Genomic DNA, 20,708 nt, shown 5'->3' with positions numbered 1-20,708 from the left:
GGTGCGGCTCGCCCGCATCACTCTTCAGGCGCATCCTTCTTCTGGAAAGCGTCGCTGAACGCCGCGGCCAGAATGCCGGTGGGCATGGCGATGAGGCCGATCCTGGCGACTGCGGTAATGCCGGCAAACAATTTTCCCAGTGCCGTGATGGGAGTGACGTCACCGTAGCCTACCGTCGTCAGCGTGGCGATGCTCCACCACAATGCGCGCGGTACGCTGCCGAACTCCTCAGGCTGCGCAGCGGCTTCGACCGCATAGAGAAAAGCCGAGGAGAGCAGTAGCAGCAAGCTGGCCACCCCCACGCTCAACAGCAGCTCGTACATTCGGGCGCTCAGCGCTTCGGCCAAGGCGGACCAAGCACGGCTGAAGCGTCCCAAGCGTGAGAGCCGCAGCAAGCGACACACCTTGAGCAGCCGTATCAAGAAGGTGTTGTGGGTAATGAAGCCGAGGAAGAACGGCAGAATGGCGATCAAGTCGACGAGCGCCCACCAGGTGAACACATAGCGAGCTCGCCCCCGCCAGCCGCGATAGCGAGGATCCTCGCCTGCCGCGTATAGCCTGGCCAGGTACTCTACGGAAAACAGCGCCACGAACAGCACTTCCAAGCCATTGAAGGCCCAGGGCAGGGAGTCGCGTATGCTGTCTTCGGTTTCGAGAATGGCAACGAACGACGCCACCAGAATCAACACGCAGACCAGCTTGTTGACCGGCGACAAGCCATACGCCTGCCAGCCCTCCGGAGCCAATTGACGATACAGAGTCTGTTGCAGCAAGCAGAACCCTCCTATCTTTCCATAGCTCCCAACAGCTCCAGCTCGGCACCGTGCAGTGAGACCAGCAGCGGTTCGCCGCGCTCGTTCACACGGAACTGGCCGTAACGGGCGGGCTCGTAGCGTTCGGCATGGCCTTCCTGGAAGAAGAAGGCATCGGTGGCGAAGCGTACCTGGCCGTTGCGCAGCCGATAGCGCAGGCGCCGCTCGTCGGCATTCAACGTCTCCTCCGCCGACCCCAAGCGCTGAAAGTGAGCCACGCCACGGTCGTCGAGACGCACGATGACGTAGCCGTCGGCGGCATGCCGCTCGTCCACCTCGGAGCGCCGCTGTTACAGCGCTTCGCGGATACGGTTGGCGATCTCGAAGTTGAGCGCCATGTAGTCGCCCTGCATCAACGAGCGTGGGTCCACCGGCGCCAGCTCGAGAAATACCGCCTCGCCCTGCGCCAGATGGCGCTCCTTGCCCCAAATGGCCAGGTTGACCACGGCCAGGCTCAAGGCCGTGGCGGCAATCACCACGATCAGGTTGCGTCTGGTAGCCGGCTTCATGGCTCCACGCCTCCCTCCTCTGCCGCGACACCTGCCCCGGCGTGCCAGCGGCGTTGCAGCGCCCAGCGTATCGCCAGCAGCAGCAGGCCGAGCGCGAACAGCGTCATGGCCTTGGCCAGCAGGGTGACATCGAGCCAGTAGTAATAGCTGGTGATGGAGAGCAACAGCAGCAGCCCACCGAACCCCATGACCCCGCGATGGCCGATGGCAAAGCCCAGCGCGACCACCACGGCGCCATGACTCAGGCCACGCGCCTGCAGCGAGAGCAGCGCCAGCAGCAGCACTGCGGTATAAGCGGCAACCCGCATGCCCGGTTGGACACCATGGACATGACGCCGAAAGAGATGCCGAAGCAGCAGCAATAGCGCCAGCAGGCCCAGAGCATCTCCGGCCCAGGGTTCCAGCCAGTCGAGCCCACTGACCACGAAGTAGCGCCCGAGCAATAGCGACTGGCCGAAATAGCCGACCGACTGAATCACCAACAACCCCAACAGCAAGCCATAGCCCAGCGCCTCCAACTGGCGCACATGGGCCGGCCAACGAAACTCGTTCAGCCACAGGACGGTCAGCCCCAGCAGCACCAGCCCGCCTGCCGTCGTAGGAGCAGCAGCGGTTTCGACCAGGGCCAGATAGAACGCCAGGCACGCGGCGAAAGCGGAAAAGGTACGGTGAGTGAGGCTCGGCATGACCAGGGCCAGCACGACCTGTAGTACCAGCAGCGCCCACCACAGCCCGGCGCTATCCCACCCCAGCGCAGAGCCCAGCACTGAGGCCAGCGCCCAGGCCACCAGCATCTGCCCCGCCAGGCTCGCGGCCAGGGCCAGATGTTCGAGAAAGTCGCTGTGCGCTTGTCGCAGCAGCGCATAGGCGCCGCCGATCAGTACCAGGCCCAGCGTGGCCGAGGCGACGCTGCTGTCGAGCAGGAACACCGCGCCCATGCCGATGAAGCCGAGCAGGAACAGTGCGGCCAACCAACCCGAGAACGCCTGAATGGCACGCACGAACCAGGGCGTTTCGATTGGCGCTGCGCCGTCGACCTGGGAGATGACAATCCCGCTCTCGATGAGCTTTTGCTCGAGCGAACGGCTCATGACGACATCTCCCGGTGCAGCCGCTTGAGCCAGTACACTGCCGCGGCTCCCATCGCCAGCACCGCCATAGAGAGCACCAAAAAGCTCTCCGCGCCGCCCTGCCACAGCAGATGCCGGCCAAGCAGCAGCGTGACCACGACGATGACCGACAGGCAGCCGCCCGCCAGCATGAACAAATCAGGCCGCCAGTGGCGATAGACGACGTAGAGCGCCACCAGCCACAGCAGATGGACCGGCAGCACCGGGGAAAACGTCATTCGCTCAGCGACGACCCAACTCATCATCAGCAGCGTGAGCGGCACGCCGCCGCCCAACGCCAGCAGTTGCGCAGGCCATCCCAGCGACAGCCAACGCCAGCGTCGTGCGCCCAGCTCCCATACCGCGAGCGCCGCCGTATTGAGAATGAAAAGCCCCCAGAGGGCCCCCGTATCGCCGCTGAACAGGCCAAAGAGCCCGCCCCAGGTGCGGAAATAGAGCGCAAGCGAGAGGTTGAGCAGCCCCAGCCACAGGATCCACAGCGCATCGAAACGCGCCACCAGTGCCCAGGGCAACATCAAAACGGCCCAGACGAAGAACAGCTGCCAGGGATCGGCGCCGGTCTGGTACACCTGGCCGACCAGCGCCAGCAGCACCCCCAGCAGCAGCGCAGCCGCCATCAGCGCGACCCGAGGCACCAGGTCGCTGGCGGCACCGCGCACCTCTGCCCACACGTACACCGCGATGGCCCCCAACAGCGCCGCCTGCACCAGCCCAAAGCGCATCAAACGGCCCATCTCGGCCCAGTTGTACGCCACCAGGAACAGCACGCCGAAGACCAGTGCCAGTGCACCCAGCCACAGCAGCAGCCGGTCCAGGAACACCCCCCAGGCCCGCCCGGAAGGATGCAGCCCCGAAAGCGCAACTGCCCTCGCCACCTGCTCACGCGGTATCGCGCCGCGCTCGATCAACGCCACCAGCTCACGGCGAATGGAGGCCATGTCGTTTCCCTGCGATGTTTTCGTATCCTGCCGAGCCCTATTCTTGTCCCAAATAGCGCGGCTTGGCGATACCTTCGAGTTCAACTAAGGGAAGGCTCAGTTCCGGCTGGCCAAGGGCGTAGGGAGTGATCTCATAGACGTTGTATCTCACCACCCAGGCGGTTTCGAGCGGCGCCACGTTCTGGCTTGGGTAAAATGGCCAGCCGGCGGCGAATTCCTCGTCCAGTTCCTGATCTCTCAGCCAACGCTCATGGGCCCGGGCGAGAGCCTCCTGGAAGGCCGGAGCCTGGCCGTCGAGCAGCATGTCGTCGAGCGTTATCTCTCGCCCCAAACGCTCGTCGATGACCATGAACTCGGTTAGCGGCATGCCGTGGGCCTGCCCGGCGTGGTAGACATAGCTGCCGAGTTCGATGACCAGCAGATCGTGATGCCGGGCCAGCACCTTCGCTTCGAGCGAGGCCTGACTGGAAGCGTGTGGCGGAGCATAGCGGCGCTCCTCTCCGGCCAGCGCGAAGAAAGCCTCGGCATAGGCTTCCCATGAGTCCCGCGGCCACTCGGTCTCGCCATCGGTAATGCCCTGCCCCATCGCCAGCAGCCGTGTGCGCAGCGTTTCACTCAGCTCAGGCGAATCGGGAAAGTACAGTGCCCTCACCTCGACCTCGGCGCACTGCGCCGCCGGGCAGTCGCTCTCCACGAAATGCGCCTCGACGGGTTCATACGTCATCCCGGCCATATCGGCCGGCTCCTGCTGTGCCTGACAACCGGCCAAGAGAGACAGGGGCAGGGCCATTACCCACACATTGCGACACGACATCCTGCTCCCTCCCTGAGAGACGACAGCTTGCTGCCATGAATCAGCAACTCTCTGCTTACTTTAGCGGAAGCCAAAGAAGAAAAAACCCGCCGTCAGGCGGGTTGGGAACAGTCGCTCATCATGTGGCTAAGCAGGAAAGCGCCGCTTCAGTTCAGCCACCTGCTCCTCATTGAGGGCGCGAGGGTTTTCCCCGCGCAGCAGCAGGAAGAGCTTGGCGGTCTCCTCCAGCTCCTCGGTGGCGTACACCGCCGCTTCCAGGTCCTTGCCCGCCACCACCGGCCCATGATTGGCCAGCAGCACGGCGCTGTACTGGCCCGCCAGGCCACGCACGGCATCGCCCAGCCTGGGGTCACCCGGTACGTGATAAGGCACCAGCGGCAGCTTGCCGACCCGCATCACGTAGTAGGCGGTGAGCGGCGGGATGCAGTCGCAGTGGTCGATCCCCGGAAGGCATGACACCGCCACCGAATGGGTGGAGTGCAGATGCACGATGGCGCCGGACTGGGGGCGCTCGGCGTACATCGCCATGTGCAGGAACTGCTCCTTGGTCGGCATATCGCCGTCGAGCCATTGGCCCTGGCCATCGAGCCGCGAGATACGCGCAGGGTCGAGACGCCCCAGACAGGCGTTGGTCGGCGTCATCAGCCAGCCGCCATCGTCCAGGCGCACGCTGATGTTGCCGCTGGAGCCCATGGTCAGGCCACGGTCGAACAACGACTTTCCCAAGGTGGATATCTGCTCGCGCAGCCTGTTTTCCTCTTGAGCGCTCATGGCAGCACCTCGAAGGCACGCGTGAAGAAGTCCACACCACCGAAGTTGCCCGACTTCAGCGCCAGCGACAGAGGGGCTTCGCGACTCTCGAGATGGGCCTGGGTCCAGGGTACGCCGGGATCGATCTGCTCACCGATGCGCAGGGTATTGAGCTTGAGTGCCGACACCACCGCCCCCGAGGTCTCGCCTCCGGCCACTACGAGCCGGCCCACGCCCTCATTGACCAGCGTGGCTGCCAGTTGGCCCAGCGCCCGCTCGACGAGCTGCCCCGCATGCTCCACGCCGAGCCTGGCCTGGGCAGCTTTGACCTTCTCCGGATCGGCAGAGGCGTAGACCAAGACCGGCCCGCCGCTCTTCAGGGCCTCGCGAGCGAAATCGAGCGCCGCTTCCAACTGCGCGCCCCCCTCGGCCAGTGCCAACGGGTCGAGAGCGAAGCCGGGATGTTGCGCCAGGAAGTGCGCCACCTGAGCGAGTGTCGCTCTGGAACAGCTGCCGGAGAGCACCAAGGCACTGCCGCTGGCCGGCTGCAACCGGCCCGGCTCGGCGATCTCGTCCAGCCAGCCCAAGCGGCGATAACGGTCAGGCAGTGCCTGGCCCAGGCCCGAGCCGCCGGTCACCAGCGGCATCGCCTCGCAGGCCTCTGCCAGCACGTCCAGGTCATGCTCGTCGAGGGTGTCACAGATCACGTGGCGCACGCCCTGCTCAGCCAATGCCGCCAGGTGCTGCCGGGTCGTTTCGGCCCCATGGTCGAGCACCGAGCGCGGCGCCAGTCCAACCGGATGAGGAGTCTGGGAGGCGAGTACACGCACCAGGTCGGCATCCGTCATGGGTGTGAGCGGATGGTGCTGCATGCCGCTGTCGTTGAGCAGTCGGTCGCCGACGAACAGATGCCCCTGATAGACGGTGCGGCCATTAACCGGGAATGCCGGCACCATGACCGTCTGCGTCACCCCCAAGCGCTCCATCAGCGCATCGGCCACCGGACCGATATTGCCACGCGCGGTGGAGTCGAAGGTGGAGCAGTACTTGAAGAAAAACTGCCGGGCACCTTGTGCCTGCAGCCACGCCAGTGCCGCCAGCGAATCTGCCACGGCCTCGTCGGCCGGGCAGGAGCGCGACTTCAGTGCCACCACCACGGCATCGACCTCGCTCACATCGAGTTCCGGGCCGGGTACACCGATCACTTGCAGGCAGCGCATGCCGCTGCGCACCAGATTGTTGGCAAGGTCCGTGGCACCGGTGAAGTCGTCGGCGATGGCGCCGAGTACGATGGTCATGAATGGCTCCGCTGTTCAGGTGACGAGTTGGAAGCGGCCCGGTTGCGCAGGCGCTTCATCACGGGGGCGATGATGGCCATAGCAAGCAGCAGGAAGGCGATGGCCAGCAGCGTGGCGCTGATCGGCCGCGTAAAGAGAATCGACAGGTCGCCCTGGGACATGGAGAGCGTGCGGCGCAGTTCGCTCTCGGCAATGGGCCCGAGCACCAGGCCCAGAATGATCGACACTAGCGGAAAGCGGAGTTTTTCCAACAGATAGCCGAGCACACCGAAGCCGAGCATCAGCCACACATCGAACATCGAGTTGCGCACCGAATAGGTTCCCACGATGCAGCACATGACGATCAGCGGGCCCAGCGCCGAATAGGGCACGTTGAGCAGCTTGGTAAACAGCGCGATGAACGGCTTGGAGAACAGCAGGATCATGAAGTTGACGATGAACAGCCCTGCAAATACGGCATAGATCAGGTCGCTGCTGGTGATCATGAACATCGGGCCGGGTTGCAACCCATGCATGATGAAGGCGCCGAGGATCACCGCCGTGGTGCCGCTGCCCGGAATGCCGAGGGCGAACAATGGCACCAGCGCTCCCATAGCGGCGGCATTGTTGGCCGACTCCGGCGCGGCCACCCCTTCAGGCGCCCCCTTGCCGAACTTCTCCGGGTGCTTGGACCAGCGCACCGCCTCGCTGTAACTGACCATGGCCGCGGTGCTGGCCCCGATACCGGGCAGAATGCCGGTGATCACGCCGATGAACGAAGAACGCGTCAGCGTACCGCCGATCTGGCGCAGAATGGGCAGATCGAAGATCTTCACCTTGACCTTCTTCAGCGGCTGATGGCTGTCCTGATCGAGGGCACGCTTCATTACCTCGGAGATGGCGAACAGCCCCACGATCATCGGGATCAGGCCGACACCCTCGGCAAGATTGAGATTGCCGAAGGTATAGCGGCTGGTACCGGTGAGCGGATCGGTGCCTACCGTGGCGATCAATAGGCCGAGAGTCGCCCCGATGAGTCCGTAGATCAGCCGGCCGCCCAATGAGGCCACCACCGTCAGGCCGAGGATGGCGAGGGCAAAATACTCCGGTGACGAGAAGCGCAGCGCCATGGTGGCCAGAATCGGCGTGAACACGATCAATGCCACGGTACCGACGAGACCGCCGATGGCAGAGCTCAGCACGCCGATACCCAGCGCCTTGCCGGCCTGCCCCTGCTGGGTCATCGGATAGCCGTCGAAGGCGGTCATCACCGATTCCGGCGTACCGGGAGCACGGTACAGAATCGCTGTGATCAGCCCCGAGAACACCGTAGCGCCATAGATTGCGGTCAACAGCATGAAGGCCGTGGTGGGCTCCATGCCATAGGTGACCGGCAGCAGGATAACCACCAGGATCACGCCACTGATGCCCGGCAGCGCACCGCCGATGAAGCCGATGAATACCGCAGAGGTCAGCAATAGCAGGTTGAGTGGCTGCAGCACCACGGCCAACCCGCCGAGAAAATGTTCCATCGTCAACTCCCGGAGCAAGTCGATAGAGGTGTCATCGGGACGGACTCACGGCAGGGGGATGCCGAGCAGGGTCACGAAGACTCCCTGCATGAGCGCCACCGCCACCACCACGGTGATGCCGATGACCAGCCACGAGCGCGCGCCCAGTAGCAGCGTGCATAACAAGGTGAAGATCGCACTGGCGGCGACGAAGCCGATGACTGACATCAGCAGGGTGTAACCCACGGTGGCCGCCATCAGCCACCAGTGCCGCGTGGCTGCGAGCGAGAGCGTCCACGCCGGTGCAGGGGCTTCCGCCGTATCGCTCACGCTTGACCCGGCCTGAGGGTCATCTGCCGAAACGGCGTACTGAGAGTTACCGTCCTGAAGCGGCTGCTGCGCTCGGCGGCGCCCATCGCGCCAGGTCATGACCAACAAGGCGCCACCAAAGAGCAGCAGCAGAACGGTAAGAAGAAGCGGCCAGACTCGCGGCCCGATAAAGGTAGAGACCTGCGCCGAGCTGGGGAACTGAAGCGTGAGCGGCAGGCTGGCCAGGGCGAGCAGAATGACCGCCACCGCAAAAATATAGATCCTGGCTTGCATAATGGCCCCCGCAGGGAACGTCGCGTGACCGGCCTAAGGCCGGCCCAAGCGGTGAATGAAAATGGGAGCGGGTCACGCCCCCACTGGTGCCTTTTGGGAACGTATCAGTTGCCGTTCTGCAGCAGGCGCGAATAGAGCTCGTAGTTGTTCTCGAGCCGCTGGCGGTACTCTTCGCCGCCCATCCAACCCTCACGATAATCGAGGTTCACACGCTCGGCATAAGCCTGGTATTCCTCTGAAGCGAAGATCTCCTGGAACACCCCTTCGAGGTGCTGGACGAGCTCAGCCGGGGTGTCTGCATGGACGAAAACCGCCCGGTCGTTGCCATCGGTCAGGTCCCAGCCGTGTTCCACGGTGGTGGGTACGTCCGGGTAGTGGTCCAGGCGCTCCTCGCTGAAGATCAGGATCGGCATCATCTGGCCCGCCTCGATATAACTCAGCAGCGGGCTGAGCGAGGTGGTGGTGGCGTCGATGTTGCCGCCCAGCACGTTGGCCGTGGCGTTGCCGGTGCTGTCATAGGGAATGAAGTTCATGTCCAGGCCGGATGCGTCACGCAGCGACAGGAAAGCCACATGATCCGGGCTGGCCGTGTGCGTGCCACCGACCGTCACCTTGCCCGGGTTCTCTTGGGCGTACTCCAGGAACGACTCGAAATCGGGATAGCGCTCCGGATTGACGAACAGCGCCATGACATCCGACTGCATGCGTGCGACGGGCGTGAGCTGATCCAGGCCGATCGGATTCTGCCCGGCCGCCAGAGAGGTCACGTAGGTGGTCGAAGCAAAGTCCAGGGTGTGACCGTCCGGTGCCCCGTTGGCAGTCCGCTGGTGAGCCAGGGCTCCCGAGGCCGAGGGCAGGTTGACGACGGTGATGCGCGCCCCGCCTACCGCCTCCTCGAACATCGGCCGTACCACGCGTGCGAAGTTGTCGACGCCACCGCCGGCGCCGGCCGCCACCAGGAACTGGATCGGTTTGCTGGGATAGTCGGCCACTTCATTGGCGCTGGCGCCCATGGCCACGCCAACCAGGGCCAGGCCCAGGGTAGCGGTTTTCAGTGTTTTCTTGGTGAGCATGTCGTTCTCCTTTACATAATTGTTATGCGTGCGGTTCCGGTCGGATGAGCGAGTTCAGTCAAGCGTGCTGTCGACGCTTTCACGCAACGTTGAGGTGGCATCCTGCCCATGGAACAACCGATCCTGCTCCTGGCGCAGTTGGTGGAGTCGCGAATCGGGCAAGGCGACGTCCGCCAGCGTGATCGGCTGGTTGGGGGCGATGTCGCGAACGACCTCCGCCCCGGGAAGCAGATAGAAAGGGACCTTGGCCTCAGGCGAGAGCGGCGCGGCTGGATGAATCTCGGGCCGCAGGCCCTCGATATGGCGATGATGGCCGCGCATCTCCAACCGCTGGCCGGCAGGGATCGCCTGGGTAGCACGGGCGGTCAGATCGAACTTTGGCGTGGTCGCCTGGCCGCCGCCGGAGGTCCTGCCGTTGAGCACCGCATCGAGCAGCGAGATCGGCGCTTCCAGGCCAAGCAAATGGCGCGGCAGGTAGATCATCGCGCAGTTGCCGCTGCGGCTGAGAATGTGCCCCTTGTCACGCAACAGCGACCACACGTGAGGATCCTCGCAGCGCACGACGATGAACACACCGCCGGCAAAGCTGATCTCGTCCGGACGGCGCAGGCAGTTGAAGACCTCGAGGCGCTCGTTGCCACGTAGCACTCCGCCGTGCGCCTCGAGATCCAGCAGGGTCGGCACCTCACCGGTTCTCAGCACCATGGCATGGAACTCCGGGAGATCGGGACCGAGCCCGGTGGCATTGGCCACGTTGACCATCTCGCACAGGTCGGGCACGGATATCTGCGGGATGGCGGCCAGGACCTTGCCACGGGCCTCGACAGCCTCGCGCTCTGCGCCCTCGGGCAGCTCCCACAGCTCGGCCAGACCGGGCGCCGGGTAGGAAACGCCATTGCAAAGTACGTTGCCGGCTGCCTCGTCCCAGACGAAGTCGTACTCACTGCTCTTGCCCGCGGCAATGATCTCGAAGCCCAGCGTACGAGCCCAGGTGACGAGCCCGATCAGCAGGCTTGGCTGGTCCCCATCCATCGGCGTGAAGAGGCGATCATGGCGTTGCGCCAGGCGAGTCAGGTAGGGACCCACAACGGACTCGGTCTCCTTCGTGGCGATGCCCACATGCTTGCCCGCCAACAGCGCGGCTTCGGCATAGCGCCCCCCCACTTCGGGAATGCCCGTCGATTCCACCAGAATGTCAAAAGGCAGCGCCTGCACGTGCTCGAAGCTGCCTGCAGCGACGTACCCGCCTGATTGCCAAGCCTTTGCTGCCTCCTCGGAAGAATGGCATACCATTATTTCGGCGTCGGGCACCCCGGAGAAGCGCAAGGCTTCAGCGGCTCTCTCCGGCGTGACATCAATGGCAACCCTCGCTGCAAGCCCTTCCATACCCCGCGCCTGTCGCAAGACACCTCTTCCAAAGTCGCCGGCGCCAGCCACGCAAGCCTCAACAACTTTTTTTATTTCAAAATGTTGCAGATAATTCATGAGCGATTTGTTTTCCCGTTCCGGTCATCGTTGAGGGGCTTCGCCTTGGCGGTGCGGGTCCGGTTTCCTCCTCTGCCTGAGAACACGTTGCCTGGCAGTGGACGCTGCTCGGGCAGCGCCGGATCTGATCAAAATGTAATGGTATGCCATTTTGAGGGTCAACAACGGGCAGATACGACTTTAGTCAATAGCTCTCTTTCCATGCCACTAACTATCTGAAAAATATGAATGATAAATGGAGGGCCTAAGGCGCGTTACGATTTGAAAGGACCAAAATGGTATGCCATTCTTGGCACTCGACTCCGGAGTAAGCAATCCTATGGAAGAAGCCGTTCAGTCAAGCCATGCAGGTCTTGTCGAGAAAGTGGCCAACTACCTGCGTGAACACATCGTGATGGATCACTTCCAGCCCGGCCAGCGCCTGCCCGAGCGCACCCTGGCCGTGGAGCTTCAGGTATCGCGCACCCCGTTGCGGGAAGCGCTCAAGATCCTGGCCACCGAAGGGCTCGTGGTCATATCTCCCCATCGGGGCGCAGTAGTAGCGGAAGTAAGTCCAACCGACATCAAGGAAAAGGCCTACGTCTTGAGCGTGCTGGAACAAGCCGCGGCAGAGCTCACCTGCCTCAATGCCAGCGACGACGACATCGCCGAGCTGCAGGCGCTCCATTATGAGATGAAGGCCTGCTTTCTGCGCCGCGATCGCCAGAGCTACTTCCGCTTGAATCAGGAGATTCACAACCGCATCGTCGCGCTGTCGGGCAACACCGCGCTGATCGACATGCACACCAACCTGAGCCGGCAGCTATATCGCGTGCGCTATCTATCGAACCAGAAGAACGAGAAGTGGGCGACCGCCATGGAGGAGCACGAAGCCATCATGGCGGCGCTGGAATCGAGAGACCCGGAGCAGGCCGGGCGCGAGTTGCGCAATCATCTGGGCAAGACCTGGATCAAGTATGCCAACGGCGAGCCCATCGCATAATCGCGAATAGAGTAGGCGTCATGGACGATACCCTGCTTCGCCTCACTCAGCCGTACGTTCACCACCACTCTCACCCTCGGCCGGTACCCGTACGCGCGGCTTCTCATGCTTTTCTTCCGTTGCGATATCGTGCTGGCTGAGCACCACGATATCCCGCGGCCACCATTCGGGATGATATGTACGGATGAAGTTCATCAGCCGCTCGCGAATCTGCATCTCCGCTACCCAGCCGGCGAAGGGGTCGGTCGCCATCAGGTAGCAGGTGATGGTCTGCGACTTCTCGGTTTGCCCAGTCACATAGCAGCATAGCTTGTGGTGCTCGACGACATTCTCCTCTTCCTCGGCGAATTCCAAGAACTTATGACGGATGAGCTCGACATCGGCACTCAGGTGCAATATCAGCTCCAGCTTGCGATACATCTTGGCGTTCTTGACGGATAGGTTCTCGAACGGCTGAGAGACGAAGTAGGTCACCGGCACGATCAGGCGTCGCTCGTCCCACGAGCGCAGGCGAATGAAGGTGTAGAAGATGCCTTCCACGTAACACCATTGCCCTTCGAACATCACCAGGTCGCCGATACGGATGGGCTTGGCCAACGAGACCTGGAACGAGGAGAGAATGTTGCCCAGCACCGCCTGACCGGCAATGCCCACCAGCACTGCCAGCACGCTGGCCGAGGCAAGAAGCGACAGGCCCAGCGTCTCGAACAGCTCGATCTGGCTCAGCACATAGACAGACACGGCGATGACCGCGACCAGGATGATGACCCGGCGCAGCGCATAGAGCGTCGTCAGCAGTTGGCGTTCGTCCTTGGGTTTGGTGTCGTCGATCTCCCCCACGAAGCGCCGCGTCACCTTGAGCAGGATGGTGTCCACCAGGCGCAGCGCTATCGTGCCCACCCCCCAGGCAATCAGGATAATCAACAGGGTACGAATGAAAGTGGTAGCGACGGCGGTGAAGGAGACCACGTAGTCGAGCAGCATCTGGGCGGCGAAGGCCATGACCAGCATCGCCACGGGCACTCCGATCCGGCCGGCGAAGATACTGGGCACGCCATGGGGGAACCAGTGGGCCAGCAGGCCGACCAGCGCGTATACGCCCCACCCCACCAGACCGATCAGCAGCAGAAAGAGGGGAATGGCGATCCACTCCCAGAGCTGGAGCATGCCGAGGGTCGTCTTGAAGCGTTCCGGTATGAAGGCCTCGATCGGCGACGGCCCGAACTCTTCGTAGAGCCGCGGGATGACGGAAACGCTCTCCGCGGAGACCAGCCATACCGGTTGCTCGTCGTCCACCCGGTATCGGTCCAGGCGTACTTCGTAGTCTTCGCCATCCACCGTCATCGAGGCCAGCTCGAGACTCCGGCGCGGCTCACCCACCAGCGGATGCTGGCCGGAAGGATCCTCGATGGCGGCGTCCTGGCGACTAGGCAGGTTGGAAACGCTGAACCACTCACCGCGCCTGAGCACCGAGGCGAGCTGCCGGGCCAGCTCGGGTCCTTGTTGCTGCTGTTCCGCCTCATCCAGCTCGGAAAGATTGAGCAGATGGGCCGCGGCGGCGTACTCCTCGTTCTCGGTGAGCTCCACGAAACTGCGGATTGCTCCTTGAGGCGTCAGCCGCTCGACCTCGTCGGGGAGCTCGCCCAGGCCGGCGTTCAGCGAGTCGAGGGGAAACCACTCCCGCTCCTCGCTATCGTCGTCCTCTGTCTCGCTGCCGTTCTCGCCTACCCCCTCGGGTAGCTGCGCCGCACTGGGCACGGCCACGAAGAGTGCAGCCATCAACAGGGCCAACAGGGCCGGCAGCCGCCATGCGTCGATTCCTTTCATACGCGTATTCCTGATCGAAGCGGATCCGCTGTCCCTCCTTCAGACAGCGCTGTTCGAATCGGTCCAGCCTAAGGCAGTAGACCCATCGGACCGATGACTGCTTGCAGTACAGCTCACCGGCCACCGCTTCGTCCAGACTGGCTCGATCAGGCGTCGGGGTTGCCCAGCGCTTTCAGCCGGTCAGCGCTCAGCGCGAGATCGGCGTTCTTGTTCACCCCAACGCCGCGCTCGATGATGCTCCGCGCGATCTCCTGGGCTTCTTCCAGGGAGTGCATCACGAAGGTACCGCACTGGTACTCGTTCAGCTCCGGGATGTCTTCCATGCGCTTGACGTCGAGAACGTCCTGCATCGCCGCCAGCCAGGCCTCGCTGACGCGCTCCTCGCTGGGGCTACCGAGCAGGCTCATGTAGAAACCGGTGCGACAGCCCATCGGAGAGATATCGATGATCTCCACGTCCTTGCCATTCAGGTGATTGCGCATGAAGCCGGCGAACAGGTGCTCCAGGGTGTGGATGCCCTTCTCACCCATCATGTCCTCGTTCGGCTTGTTGAAGCGCAGATCGAACACCGTGATGGTATCGCCGGACGGCGACTGCATGGTCTTGGCGACACGCACGGCCGGGGCGGCCATGATGGTGTGGTCAACGGTAAAGCTATCGAGTAAAGGCATGCTCAATCCTTCTTGCCGGTCAGGTTCGCCGAAACCCCCATAGTAGCATGGGATGCCCGCTGGCCCGGAATCGACGTTGACCGCCTACCGTCATGAGCATGGGCTGTCGCCACCGTCCCAGTTCCACTCGCTGCGCGCCACGGCGTCGTGGGCATGCAGGCTTTCGGCATGCACCACGCGTAGCTGAAAACCGCTGATGCCGGGCTGCTCGCGCAGGGCATGGTGCAGGCGACGCGCAGCGTCCTCGCAGAACATCAGATTCTGGCCGTTGGCCAGGGCGAAGGCCTGCTCGTCGATGCGCTTCACCGCCGTTTGCAGCGCCGTGCCCAGAGCCCGCTCGGCGCGATTCACCAAGCTGATCAGCGGCAGCTCGTCCGGTTCGCCGGCCAGTCGCACCGTGAGATGCGCCTGGCTACGTTGGCTGTGGGGCGTGGCCAGAATGCCCTGCTCACTGCCGAGCCAAGCCCGCACCGCCTCGCGGCTGACCGGAATATCGGTGAAGTCCTCGTCGAAGGCCTGCTGGATCAACTGACGTGCCAGCGCCGCCGAACACGGGCAGGTGGAGGAGTAACCCACCGTGAGCTCCAGGGTGGTGTGAAAGCCCTGACCATCGCGCCGGCAGCGCAGGGTGAAGGGATAGCGCTTCCATCCCGCCAGCGGGCTGATCAGCGCCGGACGCTTGAGCATCGCCTCGCCACTGAGATCGAGAAAGGCGCAGTGCGAGAGCCCCTGGTGAGTGTCGAGAAAGCTCTCCAGTACCGCCGCCACGCGCGCCAAAGAAAGCTCACGCTGCTCGAGCTCGGCCAGCGCCAGGTAGAGTCGCGACATGTGAATGCCGCGTGCCGTGGGGTCATCCAGGCTGACACCGGCCGAGGCCTGGCCCGTCACCCCTTGGCCGGCAACCTGAAACGGCAGGGCGATACCCTCCATGCCCACCCAGCTCAGGGTGCCCAGGCGGGTGGCGGGAGCAGCGGCGATGTCTTCCAGCGGTAACCTGTTCATCTAATCGGGACCTTTACGCTTGTCGATTCAAATATGTTATAACATAACATATTAAATTTTCCGATTCGCTGGAGCCGGCATGACACAGCACTTCGACACGCCGCAACCTTCGTTTGACACTAGAGCCTCTGGCACGCCCGCATCGGCAGCGAAACCACGCCAGGCTCTGCATCGACGCCGCTGGGCAATGGCGGCATTACTGCTCGCCGCCGGTGGCATCCTGCTGCTCGTTCAACAGCACCTATGGCAAGACCCGACCCTGCAGCTGCTGGCCTGGCAACGCGACCTCCATCGCGCCCTGACCCTGGCAATCACCGAATGGTCGGCCGCCCCCTCCTGGGCAAGCGGCTGGTGGCTGATGGCGCTCAGCTTCGGCTACGGCATCTTTCATGCCGCCGGGCCCGGCCACGGCAAGGCAGTGCTCTCCACCTATCTGCTTTCCCAAGGCGGTGGAGTGAAGCGTGCCCTCGGGCTCTCATTCAGCGCCGCCATGCTGCAAGGCCTGACGGCCATCGCCCTGGTGCTGGTACTGGTCAAGGGGCTGGGGTGGCTAACCCGCCAGGCCATGGGCAGCGTAGCCGGGCTGGAGCTGGCGAGCTTCTTGATGGTCGCCATCCTGGGAGTCTGGCTGTGCCTGCGCGCCAGGCGCATGCTGAAGCAGCCGGCTGGTGGCGATTCCGGTTTATCCGCCGTCAACGCCTCTCACGACCATACAATCGAACATGCCAACCCCGCCTCTCCATTGACGGCCCCCACATTCAGCCCTGTGGCAACGTCTCACACAGGCCAGCCATTCCACGCGTTTCACATCGCCCACGACAACGCGCAGCATCACGGCCACGACCCGGCCGGTCATGGCTGCAGCTGCGGCGCACGCCATCACGTGGCCCCGGATGAAGCCGGCGACTGGCGCACGGCACTGGCCACCGTAGCGGCCATCGGCATGCGCCCCTGCAGCGGCGCCGTATTGATCATGGGGGCGGCCAGCCTGCTCGGCCATATGGCGCTGGGTGCGGCCGCCGTCATGACCATGGCACTAGGCACCGCCATGACCGTTTCCGCTCTGGCGCTGGCCAGCGTATTGGCACGGGACTGGGTCACGCGGTTCTATCTCAAGTACAGGCTCAAGTACAGGCTCAAGTACAGGCTCAAGTACGAACCCAAGCACGGCACTAGCCGTCTGGTACAGGTAAACCGCCTTGGCGGCTGGCTGGCCATGGCCGGGGGCATCGCGCTGGTATGGCTGGGCCTGTCGCTGGCCTGGTACGCCACCACGATGCCGGCCGCCGGCCCGAGCCTGTTTTCGTGAGTGACAGCTGCCTGCCTAGTCGTTTCACGTCGCCTGGGCAGGCTGAAAATAGTCGAACAGCCGGGTGACGGCCTCGGGCTCGACGCCGTTGGTGATGAACACGAAGCGCGAGATACCATCGCGGCACGCCTCCACCGGCAGCGGCTCAGGCGGGTGAAAGATGTGCTGCACGCCGTGCAGTGCCAGCGGCTGCTCGCGCCCGGCCACGTTCACGATGGCCTTTACTCGCAGGATCTTCTCCCCCAGCAGCGACATCAGCAGATCGAGCCAGTCTTCCAGCAGCTCCGCAGCGATGGGCTGCTCGACGGTGAAACAGAAGGAGCGGATCTGCTCGCCGTGGCGGGTCAGCGAAGGATTGGATGCCGGCGCCACCATCGAGACCAAGCTGCCGGCATTCGTCGGCGCCATGCCGCCAGCGGGCGATACCTGCGCATAGGAGGCGGCGCTCAGCCACTGATCCGCACGGCGCTGCTGCACCGGTAAACTGCCACCCAACAGCTGCTCGGCCGCTACCTGACCGTGGCGTACCAGCAGCTGCTCGGCGGCGGGGTTGATCTGGGCAAGGTGCTCGCCAAGCCGAGCCAGCCGCGATGCATCGACCAGGTCCCCCTTGGTGATGACCAGGCGGTCGGCGACGGCGGCCTGACGCTGCGACTCCCGGTGGGCGTTGAGCGTCGAGACACCGCTGGCGGCGTCCACCAGGCAGATCACACCGTCCAGCACCAGGCGATGGGCCAGCCAGTAATCGGTCATCAGGGTGTGCAGAATGGGCGCCGGGTCGGCAAGCCCGGTGGTCTCGATGATCACCCGCGAGAAAGGCTCGCCGCCCGCCCGCTCGATGGCATCGAAGGTCTTCTGTATGGTGCGGCTCAAGTCGCCGCGGATGGTGCAGCACAGGCAACCGCTACTCATCTCCACCACGCTGTTCTCGTCGCTCTGGGTGACCAGGCGATGGTCCAGGCCGATATCGCCGAACTCGTTGATCACCACCAGTGCATTGCTCATCGCCGGTTGGCGCACCAGATGGTTGAGTAGCGTCGTCTTGCCGCTGCCGAGGAAGCCGGTCAGCACGGTCACGGGGATCAGGTCCTGGGCATCAAAGCTCATACGAAGCACCGTTGTGAGGTAGGTTCGCCGCGGCGAGCATCGCAATACCCGCGGTTTTGTTATATCATAACACAATCATGGCACCGTAAGCCCGATCCGCGAAGATCAGCCGCAGAGACCACCCCTTTCTGTTTTTGTTTTTTTATTATCTTCAACGAAAACATGTGCTTTACGCCGATAGTGAAAAACAATAGCGAAAGCCTTTGACCCAAGCAGGTCAAGCGTGACACTGTGGCTCCAGTTGGTAAGCAAGTGACATAGTTTCAGTAGCGTTCGGATTCATTCGGCAGCCTGTGATTTAATCTTGTTTTACCCGCTAATCATCTGGGTAACACCAGGAATTATTGTAAGGCGCAGTGCGCGAAGGAATACGATTATGACGACTGGAACAGTCAAGTGGTTCAACGACTCCAAAGGCTTCGGCTTCATTACTCCGGCCGACGGCGGTGACGACGTTTTTGCCCACTTCTCCGAAATCCAGGAAGAAGGCTTCAAATCCCTGCAGGAAGGTCAAACCGTCTCTTTTGACGTGACCCAGGGCAAGAAAGGCCTTCAGGCTTCTAACATCAAGCAAATCGCATAACCTGACGGTTAAACGATTTGTCGAACCTCTGGGTTCGATGACAAGGCCCGCCTAGGCGGGCCTTGTCGTGTTGCGAGACTGTCGAACGAAATCGGGAATGCGAAAGCGGCGACGGTAGGCGCTTGGAGCTAAACCTGTGGTGCGCTTGAACAGACGCCGAAAAAATGCCGAATCCTCATATCCAACCCGCCAACTGATCTCCTCGACCGAGGCCTCGGTGCGCTCGAGCCGGCGCTTGGCATCTTCGATGCGCAGGCGCTGAACGTAGGCAATCGGAGTCAGACCGGTGGCACTGACGAAGCGCCGCTTGAAGGTACGCTCGGCCAGCCTCGAACGCTCGATCATCGCCTCCACCGGGTGGGCCAAGGCGAAATGCTCATCCAACCACTGCTGCGCGTACTGAATCTCGCCATCGCCATGATCCGTCTTGGCGGCAAATACCAGATAGGGCGTCAACCCATCCTGATGCCACTGCAGCGCAAACCGCCGTGCAATCTCCTGCGCCGTGGTCGCACCGGCATAACGCGCAGTGAGATAGAGCGCCAGGTCATGCCAGCTCATCCCGGCCCCCGAACTCACCAGCTCCTCATGCTGTCCGGCGATCACCAGCACCCGTTCAGGGTGAGTCGACACCGAGGGGTAGCTGGTCATGAACGCCTCCGCGTAGCCGAAGTGCACCGTCGCCTCCATCCCGTCGAACAGGCCCGTTTCGGCCAACAGAAACACGCCTGAGCACGCCGAGCAGAGCACGGCACCACGCTCATGCATGGTGTAGAGCCATTTCACCAGTTGGGGATAGCGGCCTTTCTCCCAGCCTTGGGCAGGGAGCAAAACCGAAGGCACGATCACGATATCGCTCCTCTCGACGGTATCGACGGCGCGTTGGACATCGACCGGTACGCCGCTAGCCAGCTTGAGCGCTCCCACCGCCTCCCCCACGATCTCGATTTCAAACGGGGCCGGAACGTCGGGCGTCACCAAACCCATCAGCGACACCCCGTTCATTACGTCGAAGAGACCGGCGAGCGTGGAGACAGTGGCATCGGGGAGTGCCACGAGGCTGACATGCCGGGGGGGCGACCCGGCAGGAGCGGCAGATCCTGTCATGGCCGTGGCGCTTCGCAGAGAAGGGAGATTCAGTGTGGCACAAACGAACCGATTACGGGTCATTTCCGCTCTTCAGCAGGTAGCACCTGCCCGGTGATGATGAACGGGACGTTAGCCCCCAATACAACAAGACAGGAGCTTCAGTAATGACCTTCCCCGCAATCGATCAAACCAAGCTCGAAGCCTTCGTCGCCCAGGCCGTTGGCGATCTCTCATCCGCCTACGGTGGCATCATGATCAGCCTGGGCAACAAGCTCGGCCTGTACAAGGCCATGGCGTACGCCGGCCCGCTCAGCGCCAAGGAACTCGCCACCCGTACCGGCTGTGCCGAGCGCTACGTATCCGAGTGGCTGAATGCCCAGGCCGCCGGCGGCTACGTGGGCTACCACGCCGCCAGCGACACCTACGAACTCTCCCCGGAGCAAGCCTTGGTGCTCGCCAACGAAGAGAGCCCGGTGTTCATCCCCCCTGCCTGGCAAGTGCCGGCCTCGATGTGGTTCGACGAGGAACGCACTCTGGAAGCATTTCGCACCGGTAAAGGCGTGGCCTGGGGCGACCACGATAGTCGCCTGCAGTGCGGGGTGGCGGCGTTCTACCGCAACGGCTACCGCGCCAGCCTGGTGCCGGAATGGCTGCCCGCCCTCGAGGGAATCGTCGAACAGCTCGAAGCCGGCATTACCGTGGCCGACGTAGGCTGCGGCCATGGACACTCCACGGTGTTGATGGCGCAGGCCTTCCCCCGCTCGCGCTTTCATGGATTCGATGCCCACCCGGCCTCGATCGAAGCCGCCAGGCGCAACGCGACCGCCGCGGGCGTGGCCGACCGCGTGAGTTTCAGCATCGCCCGCGCAACGGACTACCCCAACCAGCAGTACGGGCTCATCTGCTTCTTCGACTGCCTGCACGACATGGGCGATCCCATCGCCGCCGCGCGGTACGCCGAGCAGGTGCTGGCCCCCGATGGCACGGTGATGCTGGTAGAGCCCTACGCTCAGGACAAGGTAGAGAACAACCTCTCGGTCGTCTCGCGTATGTACTACTCCGCCTCTACCACCATCTGCTGCGCCCATGCCATCTCGGAGGGTGGCCAGCTCGTGCTCGGCGCCCAGGCCGGCGAAGCTCGCCTGGCCGACGTATTCCACAAGGCCGGCTTCAGCCACTTCCGGCGTGCTGCCGAAACACCCTTCAATCTGATCCTCGAAGCGAGGCGCTGACAGG

19 protein-coding genes and 1 pseudogene are annotated in these 20,708 nt (G+C 63.2%); 4 read left to right on the top strand and 16 right to left on the bottom strand.

The window, feature by feature from the left end; all coding sequences use genetic code 11:
- Positions 1-17 precede the first annotated feature (17 nt).
- From HOP53_RS14275 to HOP53_RS14225, 11 genes and pseudogenes are all read right to left on the bottom strand, one after another.
- A complete protein-coding gene (locus HOP53_RS14275; protein WP_234270648.1) occupies positions 18-773 on the bottom strand; it encodes an ion transporter in 756 nt (251 codons plus the stop codon).
- Positions 774-784: 11 nt separating this feature from the next.
- A pseudogene (locus HOP53_RS14270) lies at positions 785-1,321 on the bottom strand (GDYXXLXY domain-containing protein).
- Positions 1,318-2,412 carry a DUF4401 domain-containing protein gene (locus HOP53_RS14265; protein WP_234270647.1) on the bottom strand — a complete coding sequence of 365 codons (1,095 nt, stop codon included), beginning with the start codon at positions 2,410-2,412 and terminating at the stop codon, positions 1,318-1,320. The pseudogene HOP53_RS14270 and the gene HOP53_RS14265 overlap by 4 nt, the downstream one beginning before the upstream one ends.
- Positions 2,409-3,389 carry a DUF2157 domain-containing protein gene (locus HOP53_RS14260; protein ID WP_234270646.1) on the bottom strand — a complete coding sequence of 327 codons (981 nt, stop codon included), beginning with the start codon at positions 3,387-3,389 and terminating at the stop codon, positions 2,409-2,411. Before HOP53_RS14260 ends, HOP53_RS14265 begins: the two co-directional genes overlap by 4 nt.
- A gap of 37 nt (positions 3,390-3,426) precedes the next feature.
- Positions 3,427-4,122: an RsiV family protein gene (locus HOP53_RS14255; protein WP_234270645.1), complete on the bottom strand. Its 696-nt coding sequence runs from the start codon at positions 4,120-4,122 to the stop codon at positions 3,427-3,429.
- Between the two features lie 207 nt (positions 4,123-4,329).
- Entirely contained in the window at positions 4,330-4,974 is a 645-nt protein-coding gene (gene otnC / locus HOP53_RS14250; protein ID WP_234270644.1) for a 3-oxo-tetronate 4-phosphate decarboxylase, read from the bottom strand.
- Entirely contained in the window at positions 4,971-6,251 is a 1,281-nt protein-coding gene (otnK, locus tag HOP53_RS14245) for a 3-oxo-tetronate kinase (protein ID WP_234270643.1), read from the bottom strand. Before otnK ends, otnC begins: the two co-directional genes overlap by 4 nt.
- Entirely contained in the window at positions 6,248-7,762 is a 1,515-nt protein-coding gene (locus HOP53_RS14240; protein ID WP_234270642.1) for a tripartite tricarboxylate transporter permease, read from the bottom strand. Before HOP53_RS14240 ends, otnK begins: the two co-directional genes overlap by 4 nt.
- A 45-nt stretch (positions 7,763-7,807) precedes the next feature.
- Positions 7,808-8,344: a tripartite tricarboxylate transporter TctB family protein gene (locus tag HOP53_RS14235; RefSeq protein ID WP_234270641.1), complete on the bottom strand. Its 537-nt coding sequence runs from the start codon at positions 8,342-8,344 to the stop codon at positions 7,808-7,810.
- Positions 8,345-8,448: 104 nt separating this feature from the next.
- Complete coding sequence (locus HOP53_RS14230) at positions 8,449-9,417, bottom strand: Bug family tripartite tricarboxylate transporter substrate binding protein (protein ID WP_234238708.1); 969 nt, start codon at positions 9,415-9,417, stop codon at positions 8,449-8,451.
- Between the two features lie 54 nt (positions 9,418-9,471).
- The gene (locus HOP53_RS14225) at positions 9,472-10,632 is read right to left on the bottom strand and encodes a flagellar biosynthesis protein FlgA (RefSeq protein WP_234270640.1); all 1,161 of its coding nucleotides are present in this window, start codon (positions 10,630-10,632) and stop codon (positions 9,472-9,474) included.
- Positions 10,633-11,221: 589 nt separating this feature from the next.
- Between HOP53_RS14225 and HOP53_RS14220 the strand changes: the two genes are divergently transcribed.
- Positions 11,222-11,884, top strand: coding sequence for a GntR family transcriptional regulator (locus tag HOP53_RS14220; RefSeq protein ID WP_234270639.1), 663 nt, complete (start codon positions 11,222-11,224; stop codon positions 11,882-11,884).
- Between the two features lie 42 nt (positions 11,885-11,926).
- On the opposite strand, the gene HOP53_RS14215 is transcribed toward HOP53_RS14220, so the two are convergent.
- From HOP53_RS14215 to folE2, 3 genes are all read right to left on the bottom strand, one after another.
- Positions 11,927-13,711 carry a mechanosensitive ion channel family protein gene (locus HOP53_RS14215; protein WP_234270638.1) on the bottom strand — a complete coding sequence of 595 codons (1,785 nt, stop codon included), beginning with the start codon at positions 13,709-13,711 and terminating at the stop codon, positions 11,927-11,929.
- A gap of 146 nt (positions 13,712-13,857) precedes the next feature.
- Positions 13,858-14,382, bottom strand: a complete 525-nt coding sequence (gene luxS / locus HOP53_RS14210; RefSeq protein ID WP_234270637.1) for an S-ribosylhomocysteine lyase — start codon at positions 14,380-14,382, stop codon at positions 13,858-13,860.
- Positions 14,383-14,472: 90 nt separating this feature from the next.
- Positions 14,473-15,384 carry a GTP cyclohydrolase FolE2 gene (gene folE2, locus HOP53_RS14205; RefSeq protein ID WP_234270636.1) on the bottom strand — a complete coding sequence of 304 codons (912 nt, stop codon included), beginning with the start codon at positions 15,382-15,384 and terminating at the stop codon, positions 14,473-14,475.
- Between the two features lie 187 nt (positions 15,385-15,571).
- Between folE2 and HOP53_RS14200 the strand changes: the two genes are divergently transcribed.
- The gene (locus HOP53_RS14200; protein WP_234270635.1) at positions 15,572-16,693 is read left to right on the top strand and encodes a nickel/cobalt transporter; all 1,122 of its coding nucleotides are present in this window, start codon (positions 15,572-15,574) and stop codon (positions 16,691-16,693) included.
- Positions 16,694-16,717: 24 nt separating this feature from the next.
- On the opposite strand, the gene HOP53_RS14195 is transcribed toward HOP53_RS14200, so the two are convergent.
- The gene (locus tag HOP53_RS14195; protein WP_234270634.1) at positions 16,718-17,800 is read right to left on the bottom strand and encodes a CobW family GTP-binding protein; all 1,083 of its coding nucleotides are present in this window, start codon (positions 17,798-17,800) and stop codon (positions 16,718-16,720) included.
- Between the two features lie 376 nt (positions 17,801-18,176).
- On the opposite strand from HOP53_RS14195, the gene HOP53_RS14190 reads away from it, so the two are divergent.
- Positions 18,177-18,383, top strand: a complete 207-nt coding sequence (locus HOP53_RS14190; RefSeq protein WP_234270633.1) for a cold-shock protein — start codon at positions 18,177-18,179, stop codon at positions 18,381-18,383.
- 51 nt (positions 18,384-18,434) lie between these two features.
- On the opposite strand, the gene HOP53_RS14185 is transcribed toward HOP53_RS14190, so the two are convergent.
- The gene (locus HOP53_RS14185) at positions 18,435-19,439 is read right to left on the bottom strand and encodes a GlxA family transcriptional regulator (protein WP_234270632.1); all 1,005 of its coding nucleotides are present in this window, start codon (positions 19,437-19,439) and stop codon (positions 18,435-18,437) included.
- 197 nt (positions 19,440-19,636) lie between these two features.
- Between HOP53_RS14185 and HOP53_RS14180 the strand changes: the two genes are divergently transcribed.
- Positions 19,637-20,704, top strand: a complete 1,068-nt coding sequence (locus HOP53_RS14180) for a class I SAM-dependent methyltransferase (RefSeq protein ID WP_234270631.1) — start codon at positions 19,637-19,639, stop codon at positions 20,702-20,704.
- Positions 20,705-20,708: the final 4 nt, after the last annotated feature.

The sequence above is a fragment of the Billgrantia ethanolica genome, assembly GCF_021404305.1.
Classification (GTDB): Bacteria; Pseudomonadota; Gammaproteobacteria; order Pseudomonadales; family Halomonadaceae; genus Halomonas; species Halomonas ethanolica.
This window is presented reverse-complemented; position numbering and strand designations above follow the sequence as displayed.